Genomic DNA, 15,795 nt, shown 5'->3' with positions numbered 1-15,795 from the left:
CATCCGATTGATCATGGCTCCCGCAATCGCGCGTTCCATCAATCGGCTCGCAAATCGGCCGCCCCGTTGTGACCGAGATGCAAAAACGCCCGCGAACAAACGTCGGGTTGGCCAAAATCGAGGAGGAAACCATGCCGGAGACCGTGAAACTTCATCCAAAGATTGATGGCGGCGTGAAGCCGACCGATCCGAGCTTTGCGGGAGGCGTGCTTGTCTGCCTCTGCCAAAGCCGTCCCGTCAAGGTGCGCGTCAAGGGACAAATCGCCCATAATCACGCTTGCGGCTGCACCAAATGCTGGAAGCCGGACGGCGCCGTCCTGTCGGTCGTCGCCGTCGCTTCGCACGAAAACGTCGAAGTTCTCGAGAACGGCGACAAGCTCAAAATCGTCGATGCGAGCGCGCTTATTCAGCGCCACGCCTGCGTCGAGTGCGGCGTTCATATGTACGGCCCGGTCGAACGCGAGCACGCGTTCAAGGGATTGGACTTCATTCATCCCGAAAGGTTCCAGGAATCCGGTTGGGCCGCCCCGGGCTTTGCGGCGTTCGTCTCATCCGTGATCGAGGCAGGCGTCGATCCTGGCCGCATGGACGGCATTCGGGGACGATTGCGGGAGTTGAAACTTGAGCCCTATGACTGTCTTTCGCCAGGCCTCATGGATTACGTCGCAACATGGGCCGCAAAACGTTCCGGGGCGTTGAAGGGCTGAGTACAAGCAGACTACGCGGAGGCGGCGAGAGGCCTCCGCGCTAACCGCTTTGGGCCTAAGCCGCGAGCCGATGACGCCCGCCCAGGCAACGTTGACGCCATTATAGCGCGGGCGCTTGCCACGAAGTCTGTCGCCGCCGTCAAGTTCAAGCGCCGCACGGAGCTGCAGCTCGGGAACCCGTGCAATTACAATTTGAAGCTTTCGGTGGACAGTCGGCAAGGGCCGCGAAATAGTCCAATGCAATCGACGAATGGAGGGAGAAATGAGGCTTCGAATTCGGCCCTGCTGCCCGTGTTGTGGCGATGGTCTGAGTGGAGGCTTGGATCGACGCCGCTTTATGTTGGCCGCTGGCGGGAGCATTGCGGGGCTCACACTGTCGCCGCGACTTGCCTTCGCCGATACGGCGCCAACGATCGCTTACGACTCCGTTCACAATCTGCTGCGTCTGCCCCCGGACCTCTACTTCGGTGAAGTTTCGGGCGTTGCGCTCAATTCCAAAGGACACGTATTCGTGCTCTCGCGCGGCAACACAACGGGGCCAGCCTATGGCGCGGCCGCGGCTCAACTTCTCGAATTTGGTTCCGATGGACGGTTTCTGCGCGAGATCGGACATAATCTCTACGCGTGGTCCTTCGCTCACACAGTGAAGGTTGACCCGCACGACAATATTTGGGTGACCGACAAAGGCTCGGACATGGTGATTAAGTTCACGCCGGACGGCCGCGTCGACATGGTGTTTGGCCGCAAACAGGAGGCGGCGGACGAGGAGACAGGCCCTTTAAAGCATCCCAATCCGCCGCTGCCGGCCGAAAACGGCCGATTCCGCCAGGTGACGGACGTGGCCTGGGACGCCGCCGGCAACACCCATATTAGCGATGGATATATCAACTCGCGCATCGCCAAAGTGGACAAGGACGGAAACTGGATCAAGTCATGGGGCGAGCGAGGCTCTGGCCCGGGCCAGTTCCATACGCCGCATAGCATTGCGGTCGACGCCGGAGGCGACGTCTATGTCGCTGATCGCGGCAACCGACGCATTCAAGTCTTCGACGGCGACGGTCATTTCCTGCGCCAGTTCACCATCGATGCGCCGGCGCCGCCCGATGCGCAGCCGGCAATCGGCAACATGCCGGATGAAGCGGCGATCGCTGCTGGCACCTTCGCCCCCGGTTCGCCGTGGGCGATCTGCATCTCGCCGGGGCCGAACCCCGTACTCTATAGCGCCGACGCCTTTCCGGGTCGGATTTACAAGCTGACGCTCGACGGCAAGCTGCTGGGGGTCCTTGGCCAATCTGGCAAGCAGCTCAAGCAATTCGGATGGATTCACCAGATGGCCTGTCCATCGAAAGACGTACTCTATGTCGCTGAACTCCTGAACTGGCGCATACAGAAGCTTGTTTTGCACGCGTGAGGTCTGGACTCGATGAGGAGGTCCGAACTTCGTTTTCTGAATCCGGGACTGCGGCAAGGTCATAAGAGTTGAAGCGGAGAAATAGACCGATCGAATGACAGCTTCGGGTCGAAAGCCGCCCGTCGACCAATCAGGCGCCAGCCGTCCGATTTTATTCGTCAGGATTGCGACAAGAAGCTCGATCGCCGCCGCATCGGCGCGAATAGGCCGACATGCCGTCGCGCTCGACAGCCGCGCGCGGCTACATCTGCTTCTTCATGTCCGAGCGCGTCATATAGTTGAATTCCTGAATCAGCACTTCCTTGACGACGTTGGCGTTCAGGCGGGTGTTGACGTTCTGCACCAGGGTTTTGGTCAGTTTTTGCAGGTCGTATTTCTTCATATTATTGAAATCCATGGAATCGTCCGCATAGATGTAGCGGAACGCCTCGTCGAGCAGAAAGGCTTCGAGCGGCGTCGCAAGATTCTTCGGCGCGCTCGAATCCACGGAATAAGACAATTGCGCGATGATGTAGCCCTGAATCGCGCCGTCAGCGATTTTGGGAACGTTGAATTCCTTCGTCTTTTTATATTCGACGTTTGGCGAGGCTTGCGCGACCGCCGCCGCCGCCTTTTCCTGGCTCGCTTTCCAATAGCTCGCGCCATAGCTCGATGCGAGCGTCATCAGGCATGCCCAGACGCCAACGAGAACGAGCTTGACCATGGCCCTAGTCTCTCCAGGAGTGGGCGGAATAGGTGCCGTCGGATTGTCCGGCCTGGATCGTGCGCGCGATAATTTCCGAGACTTCCTGGACTGCCTTCAATTGCACGCGCAATATCCGCCGGTTGTCCTCGAGCTTGGCCCGCAACCCGACCAGCGCGACGCGCAGGCTCAAGCCGATCTCGGCGCCCGCCAGCGCGGGCATGAGGCGCGACAATTCCAGCAAGCCCTGGCTCTTGCGCAAATTGAACTCTTTGAAATCGACCACCCTGCCGCTGGCGATCTGGGCATTCTCGGCGTCAAGCGCGTTCTGCAATCGCTCGATCGCCGGCATGAGCATTTCTACAGTGCCTGCCAACCGGGAAGAGGCGACGGCCGCAGACGACATAAGCCGGCGAGGCGACGGGCTGCTCATGATCTGTTGCTGACTCCCGAGAGAAATGCGCCGTGGCGAAAGCCGCCCTCAAGGCTGTCCCCTGCGCCGCGCGCGGCTGCGTCGCTCAAGACGCCGGATGCTGCGGCGATTGTATGAGCGTGGCTGGGCAGCGGATGCGAGGAGAACAATCGCTTGGAAATGCCAAACGCGCCGGATTTGGCGATCTGCCTCGCGATCTGATCGGCGAGCATCGACTTCCAAATATCGCCTGCCGTACCCTGTCCGTAGACGTCCGACTCGTCCTTGGGCAGGATCGCGTCGACGAAAGTTTTCAGGATCGAGGCTTCGAATTCGAGCTGCGTTCGCGCCGCTTTTTGATCATTGGCGGCATCGAGGCTGATGCTGTCGAGACGATCGCGCATATTGGCGGCGTTTGGGGCGACTTCGGGGCTGGCGGCGGGCGGTTGCGCCGTAGCGTCGAGCGCTTTGGCGAAATCGTCCGCGTCCTCGACGCTGCCCGCGCCAAGCGCCTGGAGCCTCTGGGTCGTCGCCTGGGCGCGAAGAGGATCTGCGGCCTTGAGCACCTCAAGTACGATATCCGAGGACGGTTTGATGGCCATAAGCTTCTTCCGTGCGGGCTTTTTGCGCGCAAGACATCCCAGGCAAGTCTTTCCAGGCGAGCCTTGCGTGGCGACAATATCGTCCACAGGCCTTATGCCGAGCTTGCGCTTCCCTTGGCGAGCGAACGTTCGATCAAATCGCCAAGGTCGCTGCGCTCCTGCTGCTTGCGATATTTGGCGTCGACGCTGTCGACCAGACGTTCGGCGAGCTTGGTGCGGACGCCCTGCTCAAGCGAAAGCCGCGTTTGCACGACGTGCTCGGACTTGACCGCTTCGATCTTCCGGCCGATGCCGCGCAAATGGCGGGTCGCGCCGGCAACCAGAACGCCGTTCATCGTCACGTCCCGATCGATCGCCTCGATCGTCTGTTTCTGCGCTTCTTCAAGCGCGGCGCGCTGCTGATCGAGCGCGGCGAGCTTCCACGCGTTCAATTTATGCAGCTGATCCTGAAGGGCCAGAATTTTCGCCAGAGATTTGCGCCGTTGCTTCATTATCTATCCCGCCGAGAGCCAAGATAAGAATCCAACCATAAATTGATCAAGGAATGATTTGACGACCATATAGGTCAGGAACAATCCGCCGAATATGACGAAGGGCGTCGAGATAAAATATATCGAGATGTACGGCGTCAATCGATTGATCACGCTGACCGTTGTTTGAATGATGACGGTGTAGATGATGAACGGCGCGCTGATGCGCAACGCGATCTGAAATGTGCTGGTCAACAATTTGCTGAATTGAAGCAGCGAGAAATTGACGTCGAAATTTTCCTTGACGGGTATTGCGACATAGGAATCGGCGATGCCGCGAAAGACTTCCCAATGGAGGTCCATCACGAAAATGAGCGCCGTCGCCGACAGGGTGATGAGAGTGACGAAGGGCGGCAGGATTTCCGATTCCTCGCCGACGACGCCGAACGGATTGGAAAGGCCGATCGCCATCGCGCCGGCGGTCGCCATCGTTTCCAGCGCAAGCAGGAAGAGACGTCCGAGCATGCCGATCGTGGCGCCGACGAGAAGCTCGGCGCCGATGAACCGCAGGGCCGTCAGAGGCTCCTCGCTGAGCGCCTGGAGCGGGATATGGGCGAGCAGGAGAGGCGCCAGCGCTAGAGTGACGGCGAGGGCGAGAAACAACCGGACATGAGTGGGGATTTGCGGGCTGGAAAACCCCGGCATCAGCATGAGGCAGGCGCCGACGCGGCAGAACAGGATGAAGGTCCCCAGGATCATGTGCGGACCCAGCGCCGTATGCGGATCCAGGCCGAAATCCGAGGCGAAATCCGTCACGCAATCGTTCCCAGCGATTCGACGTCGAAGCCGCGGGCGATTTCGAGCTGCGACAGGACCGGCAGCGTCGCAAACATGCGCTCGAGGATCATGCGGACATAGGGCCGCGTCTCCGCGGTGGCGACAACCGCGAACTGGTGGCCAGCGTCCATGCGGGCGCGAATGGCGGTGGAGGCCTCGGCGCCAAACTGCTCCACCAGGCGCGGATCGATGTCGAATTCGACGACATCGCCTTTGGCGTCGCGCTTGAGGCTTTGGTGAAACGCCAGATCCCAGCGATTGCCAAGGCGCAGCACCTTCAGCACGCCCTTGTCGGTGAGATCGCCGCAGATTTGCTGCGACATGCGCACGCGAACATGCTCGGCGATCTGTTCGGGCCGGCGCGCATGAGGAGCGATCTCGGCGATCGCCTCAAGGATCAGATGGAGATTGCGGATCGACACGCGCTCGGCGAGCAAGAGTTTGAGCACAGCCTGCAGACCCGAATAGGAAATCTGCGACGGGCAGATTTCATCGATCAGCCGCTTATATTCCGGGTCCAGCCGGTCGAGCAGGGCGCGCATGTCTTTGTAGGAGAGAAGCTGCGACAAATTGTTGCGAATAACCTCGCTCAAATGGGTCAACAACACGGACATCGAGTCGACGGTATTGAAACCTTGTCGCTTGACATCATTGAGGAAGGCCTCGGAAATGCTCATCGCCTTCATGCCGAAGGCCGGTTCGCGAACCTCATCCCCCGGCACATTCGGCGCCCGCCCGTCGCCGACAATCACCAGAAACTCGCCAAGCCGCAATTCCTGCGTCGCCACCACCGTGCCGTGAATGCGGATCTGATACGACTTAGCGGGCGCCTTGAAATCGTCTGTGAGTTTGATCTCGGGTACAACGAAGCCGTATTGGCGCGCAAATTTTCGACGCATTTTAGCGACCCGCGATCCGATCTCCTCATGCGAGGCGAGAAACTTTGTGGTGAGCTGCCGGCTCAGGCACAATTCGATCTCGTAGGCCTTGAGTTGTTCCTTGACCGAGCCCTTCGCCTCAGCTCTGGCTTTTTCCTCGCTCAAAGCCGCTTCCGCCGCGACCACGGCGCGATCCTTCGCCAGTTGCTTAGGGAGCGCATAGCCGACAAACGCCATCACGCCGCCGAGGATCGCGAAAGGCGTGAAAGGAAGGCCGGGAACCACACCCAGAATGAACATCAGCAACGCCGCCAGAAACAGAGCGTGCGGATAATGGCTGAGCTGGCCGAGCACCGCCTTTTCCGTCGAGCCGCGCGTTCCGCCCTTCGCGACCAGAAGGCCCGCCGCGAGCGAAATGATAAGCGCGGGGATTTGCGACACTAGACCGTCGCCGACCGAAAGCTTGGTGAATATATCGGCGGCGCTCGACAAGGTCAGGCTGTGGCGCGTGACGCCGATGACAATGCCGCCGAAAATATTGACGGCCAGAATGATCAGCCCGGCGATCGCGTCGCCGCGCACGAATTTCGAGGCGCCGTCCATCGAGCCGAAGAAGGAGCTTTCCTCCTCGAGTTCGCGCCGACGATGCTGCGCCTGCTTATCGTCGATCAACCCGGCCGAAAGGTCGGCGTCGATCGCCATTTGCTTGCCCGGGATGGCGTCAAGCGTGAATCTCGCGCCGACTTCGGCAATACGCGTGGCGCCCTTGGTGATGACGAGGAAATTGATCGTTATCAGGATCAAGAAGACAATGATGCCGATGACGAAGTCGCCGCCCATGACAAGATTGGCGAAGCCGCCGATGATATAACCCGCCGCGGTCATTCCTTCGGCGCCATGCGATAGGATCAGACGCGTGGTCGCGATATTAAGCGCGAGACGCAGGATCGTCGCAACGAGCAGCACCGTCGGAAAGGCCGAAAATTCGAGCGGCTTTTGAATCCACAGCGAGACCATCAGAATCAGGACGGACAGCGCTATCGAAAAGGCGATCCCCAGATCGATGAGGATCGCCGGGATCGGCAGAAAGAAAAAGCAGAGAATGAGGACGATGGCGACCGCAAAGCCGATGTCCTTGCCGCCACTGCGGCTTGCAACGGGCGCAGCCGCCAATGCCGTGCTTGTCATACTGTGCCCCTCATCTCAACTTTCGACAAGAGTGCGATACCAAGCTTGCGCCAGTCTCCCCATCGAGGAGGTTTCCCGGCCAAGCGGGTGGAGATTTGCGCGGGAGTTTTTTTGCCGGAATTCTGAGGCCGCGCGGTCGTCACGCGAACCTCTTCAGAAACCTTTTTCGATTCTCCCGTAGACCATTTCGGTGAAGGCGTAGACTTGGCCGCCGATGAACGGGGCGGTCAGACTGATGACGGCGAAAATGACCACGATTTTGGGCACGAAAGTCAGCGTCATCTCCTGCACCTGCGTCAACGCCTGGATCAGCGCGACGACAATGCCGACCGCCATCGCCGCGGCGACCGCCGGGCCCGAACCGACAATGATCGTCCAGATCGCCGCCTGGATCAGGTCGAGCGCGTCCGCCTCGTTCATGAGCCGATGCTTATGCCGGAGGTCAGAGCGAGCGTGCTTCCGTTCGTCAGGGTCGCTGTATTGCCCGTCGAGGTGACGGCGACGGACGCGACGGTGCCCGTTGTTTTTCCATCCGCAGAGGTGACCGTCTGGCCAACCAACCATGCGGCCTGCGACAGCGATGAAGTCGTCAACAGGGAGCTGAGCGTGGCGTTGGATTGCATCGCCTGCTGGACGCCCGAAATGGTCGCGAGCTGAGTGACCGACTGCGTGGGATCCATCGGTTGAGTCGGATCCTGGTTTTTTATCTCGGCGATCAGCAATGTAAGAAACTGATTGTAGTCGACAGTGGCCGACGGCGCGGCCGCCGCGGCGCTGGACGAGGTGGTGGACGATACTGAGGAAGTGGGGCTGACAGTCATGGCAAATGCCTTTCAGGCGGCGTGAGAGGTGGACGCTTTCGGGCTTCCGGTCATGGTGGCTCGCTCCAGGGGAAACAGGGCGCGAAGAGTCTTCATCGCATCGAAATGGCGCGAGCAAACGACCATCTCGTCGACCGCTTTGAGGCCTGACAGAATCTCCCGGTTCTCAAATGTGCGCAGCGCCGCGTCGATCAGCTTACGCGACAGTTCCAGCGCCGCCGAAGCCGCGCCGGGGTCCATCAGCATGATCTGAATGACGAAATAAATTTGCCGCAGCGGCGTCGTCGCATCATGGGCCTGCATGACGTGCGCTTCGAGAAGAAACGTCACGTCATTGAGCAATTCTATCGAGACTTTCCGATCGACGCGGAAAACGGCGCCGTTGATATAGAGTTTTTCGTCCGCGCGGAGTGAGATATTCATTGTCGCCTCACTTCAATCCGTCGCGAATAATTTCGGTGATTTCGATCATTGCAGTGAGGTCATTTGCTTTTCCGGACCGGACAAGCTCGATTTCCTTGACCATCCAGATGCCAATGGAGATCAGCCCAGCGCGCAATTCCTCGGGCAATTCATTTTCCGGATTTGCGAGATCGTCCATGAATATCGACCAGAGGCGCCGATAATAGAAAAGAGCGTCGACGAGCGCTCTTGATCCCGGTCCCTTGCTGCGAGCGACGTGTAGAAGTTCGAGCGCCTGATCGAGAACGCGCCGCTCCATCCCCCGCATTTCCTGCGGCGATTCTTCGGCGACTTCTGCGTAGGAAAACTGATACATTTATCATCCTCGATGGCGCCTGTGACGCTTTCTATCGAAGCGGCGTCCGCTTCGCGTGAAAATACCGAAACAAAGACCTGAAACCCGTTTCGATTCCGCCCTGGGCGGACAAGGCTCTAGAGATAATCCACCAGACTGAGCTTCTGCAGCGCAGCGGTCAGCGAATAAGCGGTCTGGATTTGCGTCGTCAGGGAACTGACTTCCGTTGCGGTCTGATACGCGTTGACATTATCGAGGTTGCCGATCTGCGTTTGCAGAATGGTCATCTGGGCGGACATATTGTTATTGGCGTCGGTCACGCTTTGCTGGGCGGAGCCGATTGTCGCTTCCGTCGTGGTCAAAGACGTCAGGCCCTGGTTGATGAGGCTGCTGGCCTGGTTGGCAACCACTTGCAGCGCCGCCGAATTGATCGTCGTGCCCGTGAACTCGCTCAGCAGCGCATAGCCCTGGGCAAGCTGTTGAAATCCGGGTTGGTTGGCGTTTGTCGTTGATTCGATCGTCTCGGTCGGTGAAATGTTGCTGCTGATATTGGTGCTGGAAGCCGACGACCAGTTGGCCGACCACCCCGCGCCTTGAAACAGGTTGGTGAGGCTTGGCGACGCCAGGAAAGTCTGCATCTGCGTGGCCGTGACCGTTGCTGCGGTGGCTGGCGGCGAGAGCCCGGCGAGATAGGTCGAGAATGCGTTCTGAACGGCGGTCTGCGTGGCGGTGCCGGTATAGGTGGTCATTGGCGCCACGCTGGAGTTGATGCCTCCGAACACATATTGCCCGCTAACCGACGTATTGGCTGTCGCGATAAGGGATTGCAACCCGGAAGAGCCAAGAGTTTGGAGCTGCGATCCGGAATCCGTCTCCCCCGACCATTCGGTCAAGCTGTTGATCGTGTTTTGCGCGTTCGTCCGAAGCGTGTCGAGCGCGGTCGACGTCGTACTCAAGCTCGTCGCGACCGCCGCATTGGTGTTGGTGTACGTCTGAAGCATGCCGTTCTCGTTCTGCAACGAGATTTCCTGCCCTGCCTGGCTGCCCAGTTGAAGCCCGAGATCGGCATATTGTCCCGTTGTGGATTCGTTCTGCGCAGTGGCGAGCTGCGTCTGTAGCTTCAGGATGGAAAGCTGGAGAGAGGATGACAAATATTGCGTGGAGATGAAGTTTGTCATGCAGGGAGCACCGCAGTTACAGCCGTCAGCAGCGAAGAGAACATATTGTTCACCGTCGTGAGGAGTTTGGCCGTGGTTTGATAGGAGTTTTCAAGGCTGAGCATTTGCGACGTCTCGTTATCGAGGCTGACGCCCGTCGCGCTCGACAGCGCCTGCGACGCCGTCGTCGCCAAGGCGCTTGAGGACGTAGCCTGATCGGACGCCTGCTGGTATTGACCTTGCACCCAACTCACCGATGCGTCGGCATAGGCCGTGAGGCTGTCGCTCGATCCGGCGCCGGCGGTCGGATCGAACGACTGGGTTGCCGAAATCCCGCTGATCATCTGCTGAATTCGCGTGGTGTAGCTCGCGGCCCCGGTCGTATTGTAGGTGTAATCCGTATCCCCCGTGGGCTCGCCCGCCGTGGTGTTGGCGATGCCGCCGTCCCTTAGGAGATTGGCGTTGCCGCCCTGGCTGGGGTCCACGCTTGCATTGACTTCGATCTGGCCCGCGAGCCCGGCGGGAACGGTCGTGGCGGTCGGCAAGACGGTCGCGGAGGTAACGCCGGGATAGGTGAAAAGTCCCGGCAACGGATCTGGCGTCGCCGGATTTGCCTGATTGGTTTCCGCGAATGCATTGATCAACCCGCTCGCGATCTGGTCGAGCTGGGCCTGGTATTGAGGCGCTACGGTGTCGCGCAACGTCGCCAGACCCGCAAGCGCGCCCGACTGGATCGCCATGGGCGACGAAGATCCGGTGATTGGGACGCCATCGACTATCACGGCATTGCCCGATGCGCCCGCCGTCAATGTCGGCGTCGCGGTGAAAGTCACAGCGCGCGCGGTCGTTTGAAAGAGCGTCACGCCGCTATCGGTGTAGATGGACTCCGAGCCATTGGCGCTCGTCACCGTCGAGATGCCAATCTGCTGGGAGAGCTGGCTCAGGATGTTGTCGCGTGAATCCTCGGCGTCGGTGACGTCGGCGCCGCTTTGAAGGCCGCTGACGATCGTGTTGTTGACGGTCTGAAACTGGCCCAGCAGCGAATTGATGGTGGCGACGGACGTCGCCATGCCAGCGTCCGCCTGGGAGCGAACCTGCTGCACCGTCGCCGTTGCGCTATTGAGCGAGGAGGTCAATTGCGAAGCCGCGGTGATGACCGATTGGGCGACCGTCGCATCGCTCGGCGACGCCTCGTAATTCTGAAGCGCCGAGTCCAGGTTCGCCAGCATCGCCGAAGGCGATTGCCCCGACGCGGTGGTCGTCGACGACGATGAGGAGACCGACGTGCTGTCGTTCACCGTGGCGCTCAATTGGGTGAGCCCGTTCGCCAGCGCCGACTGCTGGGCCGAGGTTGAGTTCGCGGCCAGCATTTGCTCAAGAAGGGCGACATTTGTCGCTCGGGTGATGGAGCTGACCTCCACGCCGCCGTAAGAGTTGGTGGCGAGATTGGCGGTCTTGAGCGTATATCCCGTAGTGCTCGCGTTCGAGATATTGCTCGATATAGCGGCCGTCTGGCTTGCGTTTGCATTGAACGATGAATTGATAATGTTGAACGCGGAGGACAAGCTCATGAGCGGGTTCCCTGAACGCCAGACGCTGGATGGTTACGCCTGAATTTTGTTTAGGATGTCGAGCAGATTGGCGCCCGTCTGAAACACCTTCGAATTGGCTTCGTAGCTGCTTTGCGCCTGGATCATCGCCGTCAGTTCGGTGGCGAGATCGACCGTCGAGCTCTCAAGAGAAGAGGATTCGATTGACCCGAATCCGGCCGTGCCCGCCGTGCCGACCTGAATCTGGCCTGAATTGACATTGGTCGAGAAAACCGTGCCGTTCACCGAGGTCAGGCTGTCCGGGCTCGCCACATTGGCAAGCGGAATGTCGTAGGCGGCCGTCGTCGCGCCGCTGGCGTAAGTGTAGGACAGAGTCCCATTGGCGCTGATGCTCAGCCCGGTCGGAGTTTCGGGCGCATTGCCATTGGTGGTCGCGGTGCTGACAGCATAAGCGGACGCGACCTGCGTCATGCCGCTCATATCCAGACTCATGGTCTGGCCGTTGGGAATCGCAATCGACAAGTCCCCGTTGGTCAAATTGGAGCCCCCAGTCAGGGTGCCGGTCGTTGGACTGAAAACGAGAGTCGACGTCGCCATAGGCGTTGCGGGTGTGTAAGGAAGGCCTCCGCCCGCAGCGGCGTCCGCTGAATTGTAAACGTCCACTTCCCATTGCGGATCGCCGGCAGCGTTATTCCCCAGGTTCGTCATATATACGTCCAGCGTCACGGGCGCGCCGAGATCGTCATAGGTGACGAGCGATGTTTTCTCCGTATAGGTCGTGCCGCCTGCGGCGGGCGCAGACGCCGTGGGAACGACGGCCGCCGTCGACGGCAGGTTGGCTGAGAAGACCCCCGATGTCGTCGCGGTGGGTAGCGGCGGACTGTTCTGGTCCACATTGACTTTCACCAAGCCGGTCGTCGAGTTCGCCGATGGGCTGGCGGCGCCAGCCGCTGTGCTGTAGCCCATCAGATAATAGCCGGCCGCATTGACCAGATTTCCCGAAGAATCGGGCACAAACGAGCCGTCGCGGGTGAGGAACGTGTCGCCAGCCGAGTCGCTGACCACGAAGAACCCATTCCCCTGGACCGCAAGGTCGGTTGTCGTGGCGGTGCCGACGACGCTTCCCTGCAGGCTGTTCATCGACACGGTGTTCGTGGCGACGCCGCCCGCCGAATAATTGCCGGCGCCGCTCTGGTCGACGAGAGAGGTGAACTGCGTTTCGGCGTCCTTGTAACCGGTGGTGCTTGAGTTGGCGATATTTTGGGAGATGCTCGCCAGCCAGCTCGTTTGGGCGTTCATGCCCATTACGGCGGCGTTCATAATATTGCCACTCATTGACCTGTCCCTCAGACTTGCGGTGAACTCGACTTAACACCGGCACCCTTGCGCGAAGCTGATGAGCGACGAGGATTCTCGCTCAGCGGCGCCGATAACTTGCCCGGACGGGCTGTGCGATTCGCGCGCGGGCGGCGTTACAAAACATCTCTGAAAGCAGCGGCGCATGCGCCCGGATCGCCTGGCCGGCGAGGAGGAGATCAAGCGCGCGAATAAGCCGGGGGGTGAACGCCGCGAAGACGTCAGACAATTCGCAAGAGCGGGCGTCGCCTCACCCGATCGCGCGTCTCAAACGCGACGATCGCGCGAAGCTCGCACAGGCAGCGCGCCAATGTTTGCTCCACCAGAGCGGATTGCGGCTCGTCGTTTCGCGCCGAAATCGCAGAATGCAATTGTTCGATCTGCTCGATAACCCGGCGCACCATACGCAAACTCGGCTCTTCATGACCTTTCGGCAGACTAGCCAAGTCGATTTAAGAAATCGCAAAAGTCCTGCGGCTTGTGAGCCGCCGGCTTTACGAAGCGACTCTCAGCGCCTGATTGAAGCGAGGCGCCGGCATGGAAGGCGAACCCGCTTTAGCGGCGATCGTTTCGGCGATCGCCCTCGCCATCCGGCTTTGGCTGCTGGTCGCGCCGGGCGCCGTTGTTTCGATATGCGGCCGGATGTTCGAGACCGTGGCGGAAGGCTCGCTTGGCGATGCGTCGACAGGCTTCGGCGGCGCGACACGGTTAGGCGCGGCCGGCGCGGACAAATTCAAAATATCCGAAAGCTCGAGAATCGTCCGGTCGATCACCGTCAGCGCCCGAAATTCCGGCGATTCGTTCAAGCGAATACGGAGTTGGTCGCCGAGCGCCCTCAGAGAAGACAATGTTTCCTGCGTCATGCTGTATCAGCCCTTTCCACGAATGCCTCACCCTCTGATAGAATCACAGGCTGGCGCGAAACTGGAGAATGGACGCGAAGCCGGGGTCGACCCGCTGAATATCCCCAAGACGGCCGCTTCATGACCAGCGTCAGTCTGGGAAAAGCCATCGCTGCGAAAATGAACGCCTGAAGTTGAAGCGCCGCCGCGAATGCGACCGGTCAGGCGTATCGAAACCTTGCGAGCCAATTGGCTTGCGGCTTGCCGGAGGGCGTCGATGGCGGTGAATTTGGAAGGGGTCCGATTGCACCGCTGGCCGGCGCCTTCCGGCCTCAAGCGCCTGATGACCAAGTCTCTCGCGCGTCAGAGCTTGGTCTCCTATGAAATTGTCTCGCCGCCGCCAAACGATCCGCCCGTTGGCGAAAGGCCCAGAGAGAAGCGATCGAGCGCGCGTCGACGCCTTCGTCTGCGCTCGGCCAAGCTGCTCGACTCGCAGAGCGCTTTCATTTGCGAATGCCTGGTGCGCGATCAATCCGCCCAAGGTCTCTGCCTGAAGCTGATGAAGAATGTCGGTCTGCCCGCTCGCTGCGTGCTCTACGATGACGAAACAGGCGCCCTCAACGTCGTCACGACGATATGGCGCCGGGGCTCCTTGCTCGGCGTTCGCTACTGCCCGACCTCGGCGCCTGTCTCGATAAAGCCAAGCGACCGGGCGGCGCTGCGCGGGCGATATTACGCGGTGCCCGATTAGCGCCGCCAAGCGCGCGATCAGCCAGCCCGAAGCAAGATTGGCTGGATAAACCTGATGTCGCCGAAGGCTTCTTCTCAGCAAAAAAGGCCCCCCTGTGATCGACTCCGATATCCTGGATATTGCTAGGGAAGAACAACAACCGCCGATCCTCATAGGACTTGCCGCACTCGCCAAGATGGCGTTCCGCGGCGCCGATCTCGGGCCGATCACGCAATCGCTGATCGATCGCAGCCGGCGCAATTCGGAAGACGCCGGCGCCCTTATGGACCTTTCCTTGCTGGAGCTTTTCCGGGGACGGGAAGATAATCGCGCGCGATTTCAGGCGCAGGCGCTCAAGCTGCACAGATTTTACCGTCACGCGCCGGCCAGCGCCGCCTCGGACCCGTTGAGGGTTCTGGCGCTGGCGACGCCCGGCGATCTCATGGCCAATACGCCGATCGAATTTCTGCTAGAGAGCGCCAACATCGCTCTCGACGTTCTCTACATCGTCCCCGGATGCCCGCTGCCCGAAATCATTCCGCCGCACGATCTGGCCTTTGTCGTCGTGGCTGAAGGGGACGCGAATAAATCGGCGCTCGATCTACTGGCCAGCCGCGTCAAGACATGGCCGCGACCGGTTCTCAATGAGCCGGATCGGATCTCTCGATTGACGAGGGATGGCGCCTGGACTCTTCTGGCCTCCGTTCCCGGCGCTTACATGCCGGTCAATGCGCGCGTCGACAGGGCGAGCCTCATGAGTTTCAGCACAAGCGAAGTGCAGCCTGAACAAATCCCGCCGGACTGCCATTTTCCGATCATCGCGCGGCCGGTCGGCTCGCATGCAGGCGAAGGGCTGAAGAAGATCGACGATCGCGCGGCGCTTGTCGCCTACCTCACCCAATACGCCCAGGCTGAGTTTTTCATCGCGCCGTTTGTCGATTATCGCGGAACGGACGGCCTGTTCCGAAAATATCGCGTCGCCCTGATCGACGGACGGGCCTATGCCTGCCACATGGCGATATCAAGCCATTGGATGATCCATTATCTCAACGCCGACATGATCGATAACCCGCAAAATCGCGCCGAAGAAGCCAAATTCATGCGGGATTTTGACGAAGGTTTCGGCGCTCGTCACCAAAAGGCTCTGCGAGAAGTCGCCCGACGTTCGGGTCTCGACTATCTGATTATGGATTGCGCCGAGACGCGAGACGGCGAATTGCTGATCTTCGAGGTCGGGAGCGCCATGATCGTTCATGCGATGGATCCCGAAGACGTATTTCCGTACAAAGCGAGCCAGATGAAAAAGCTGTTCGGCGCTTTCCAGGCGATGCTGCGAAGCCGCGCGCTTGCCGCACGCACGGCGGCGCCTTCCTAGCGGACAAAGCCAAACGCCTG

At 60.0% G+C, this 15,795-nt stretch carries 18 protein-coding genes; 5 read left to right on the top strand and 13 right to left on the bottom strand.

Annotated elements, in window-relative coordinates; translation table 11 throughout:
- Positions 1-131 precede the first annotated feature (131 nt).
- Both gfa and GSQ90_RS17985 read left to right on the top strand, forming a co-directional pair.
- A complete protein-coding gene (gene gfa, locus GSQ90_RS17990) occupies positions 132-707 on the top strand; it encodes an S-(hydroxymethyl)glutathione synthase (RefSeq protein WP_158816261.1) in 576 nt (191 codons plus the stop codon).
- Between the two features lie 337 nt (positions 708-1,044).
- Positions 1,045-2,118, top strand: a complete 1,074-nt coding sequence (locus GSQ90_RS17985) for a peptidyl-alpha-hydroxyglycine alpha-amidating lyase family protein (RefSeq protein ID WP_174247500.1) — start codon at positions 1,045-1,047, stop codon at positions 2,116-2,118.
- 241 nt (positions 2,119-2,359) lie between these two features.
- On the opposite strand, the gene GSQ90_RS17980 is transcribed toward GSQ90_RS17985, so the two are convergent.
- From GSQ90_RS17980 to GSQ90_RS17920, 13 genes are all read right to left on the bottom strand, one after another.
- Positions 2,360-2,821: a hypothetical protein gene (locus GSQ90_RS17980; RefSeq protein ID WP_158816259.1), complete on the bottom strand. Its 462-nt coding sequence runs from the start codon at positions 2,819-2,821 to the stop codon at positions 2,360-2,362.
- Positions 2,822-2,825: 4 nt separating this feature from the next.
- Positions 2,826-3,152 (bottom strand): flagellar protein FlgN, encoded by a 327-nt coding sequence (locus GSQ90_RS17975; RefSeq protein ID WP_158816258.1) that lies wholly within the window; start codon positions 3,150-3,152, stop codon positions 2,826-2,828.
- Between the two features lie 77 nt (positions 3,153-3,229).
- The gene (locus GSQ90_RS17970; protein WP_158816257.1) at positions 3,230-3,814 is read right to left on the bottom strand and encodes a rod-binding protein; all 585 of its coding nucleotides are present in this window, start codon (positions 3,812-3,814) and stop codon (positions 3,230-3,232) included.
- A 92-nt stretch (positions 3,815-3,906) separates the two neighbouring features.
- Positions 3,907-4,305, bottom strand: a complete 399-nt coding sequence (locus GSQ90_RS17965) for a hypothetical protein (protein WP_158816256.1) — start codon at positions 4,303-4,305, stop codon at positions 3,907-3,909.
- Positions 4,306-4,308: 3 nt separating this feature from the next.
- Positions 4,309-5,100: a flagellar biosynthetic protein FliR gene (locus GSQ90_RS17960; RefSeq protein ID WP_210254925.1), complete on the bottom strand. Its 792-nt coding sequence runs from the start codon at positions 5,098-5,100 to the stop codon at positions 4,309-4,311.
- Complete coding sequence (gene flhA / locus GSQ90_RS17955; protein WP_158816254.1) at positions 5,097-7,187, bottom strand: flagellar biosynthesis protein FlhA; 2,091 nt, start codon at positions 7,185-7,187, stop codon at positions 5,097-5,099. Before flhA ends, GSQ90_RS17960 begins: the two co-directional genes overlap by 4 nt.
- A 153-nt stretch (positions 7,188-7,340) precedes the next feature.
- The gene (gene fliQ / locus GSQ90_RS17950; protein WP_158816252.1) at positions 7,341-7,607 is read right to left on the bottom strand and encodes a flagellar biosynthesis protein FliQ; all 267 of its coding nucleotides are present in this window, start codon (positions 7,605-7,607) and stop codon (positions 7,341-7,343) included.
- Complete coding sequence (gene flgD / locus GSQ90_RS17945) at positions 7,604-8,008, bottom strand: flagellar hook assembly protein FlgD (protein WP_158816251.1); 405 nt, start codon at positions 8,006-8,008, stop codon at positions 7,604-7,606. Before flgD ends, fliQ begins: the two co-directional genes overlap by 4 nt.
- 12 nt (positions 8,009-8,020) lie before the next feature.
- Positions 8,021-8,431: a flagellar biosynthesis repressor FlbT gene (gene flbT / locus GSQ90_RS17940; protein WP_158816250.1), complete on the bottom strand. Its 411-nt coding sequence runs from the start codon at positions 8,429-8,431 to the stop codon at positions 8,021-8,023.
- A 7-nt stretch (positions 8,432-8,438) separates the two neighbouring features.
- The gene (gene flaF / locus GSQ90_RS17935; RefSeq protein ID WP_158816249.1) at positions 8,439-8,786 is read right to left on the bottom strand and encodes a flagellar biosynthesis regulator FlaF; all 348 of its coding nucleotides are present in this window, start codon (positions 8,784-8,786) and stop codon (positions 8,439-8,441) included.
- A 116-nt stretch (positions 8,787-8,902) separates the two neighbouring features.
- A complete protein-coding gene (locus GSQ90_RS17930; protein ID WP_158816248.1) occupies positions 8,903-9,943 on the bottom strand; it encodes a flagellar hook-associated family protein in 1,041 nt (346 codons plus the stop codon).
- Entirely contained in the window at positions 9,940-11,493 is a 1,554-nt protein-coding gene (gene flgK / locus GSQ90_RS17925; RefSeq protein ID WP_158816247.1) for a flagellar hook-associated protein FlgK, read from the bottom strand. Before flgK ends, GSQ90_RS17930 begins: the two co-directional genes overlap by 4 nt.
- Before the next feature lie 33 nt (positions 11,494-11,526).
- Positions 11,527-12,807 carry a flagellar hook protein FlgE gene (locus GSQ90_RS17920; protein ID WP_158816246.1) on the bottom strand — a complete coding sequence of 427 codons (1,281 nt, stop codon included), beginning with the start codon at positions 12,805-12,807 and terminating at the stop codon, positions 11,527-11,529.
- A gap of 558 nt (positions 12,808-13,365) precedes the next feature.
- Between GSQ90_RS17920 and GSQ90_RS17915 the strand changes: the two genes are divergently transcribed.
- From GSQ90_RS17915 to GSQ90_RS17905, 3 genes are all read left to right on the top strand, one after another.
- On the top strand, positions 13,366-13,815 hold the full coding sequence (locus tag GSQ90_RS17915; protein WP_158816245.1) for a hypothetical protein: 450 nt from the start codon (positions 13,366-13,368) through the stop codon (positions 13,813-13,815).
- 132 nt (positions 13,816-13,947) lie between these two features.
- Positions 13,948-14,421 carry a hypothetical protein gene (locus GSQ90_RS17910; RefSeq protein WP_158816243.1) on the top strand — a complete coding sequence of 158 codons (474 nt, stop codon included), beginning with the start codon at positions 13,948-13,950 and terminating at the stop codon, positions 14,419-14,421.
- A gap of 94 nt (positions 14,422-14,515) precedes the next feature.
- Positions 14,516-15,775: a RimK family alpha-L-glutamate ligase gene (locus GSQ90_RS17905; protein WP_210254924.1), complete on the top strand. Its 1,260-nt coding sequence runs from the start codon at positions 14,516-14,518 to the stop codon at positions 15,773-15,775.
- Positions 15,776-15,795 lie beyond the last annotated feature (20 nt).

It is taken from the genome of Methylocapsa sp. S129, from assembly GCF_009765995.1.
GTDB lineage: Bacteria > Pseudomonadota > Alphaproteobacteria > Rhizobiales > Beijerinckiaceae > Roseiarcus.
This window is presented reverse-complemented; position numbering and strand designations above follow the sequence as displayed.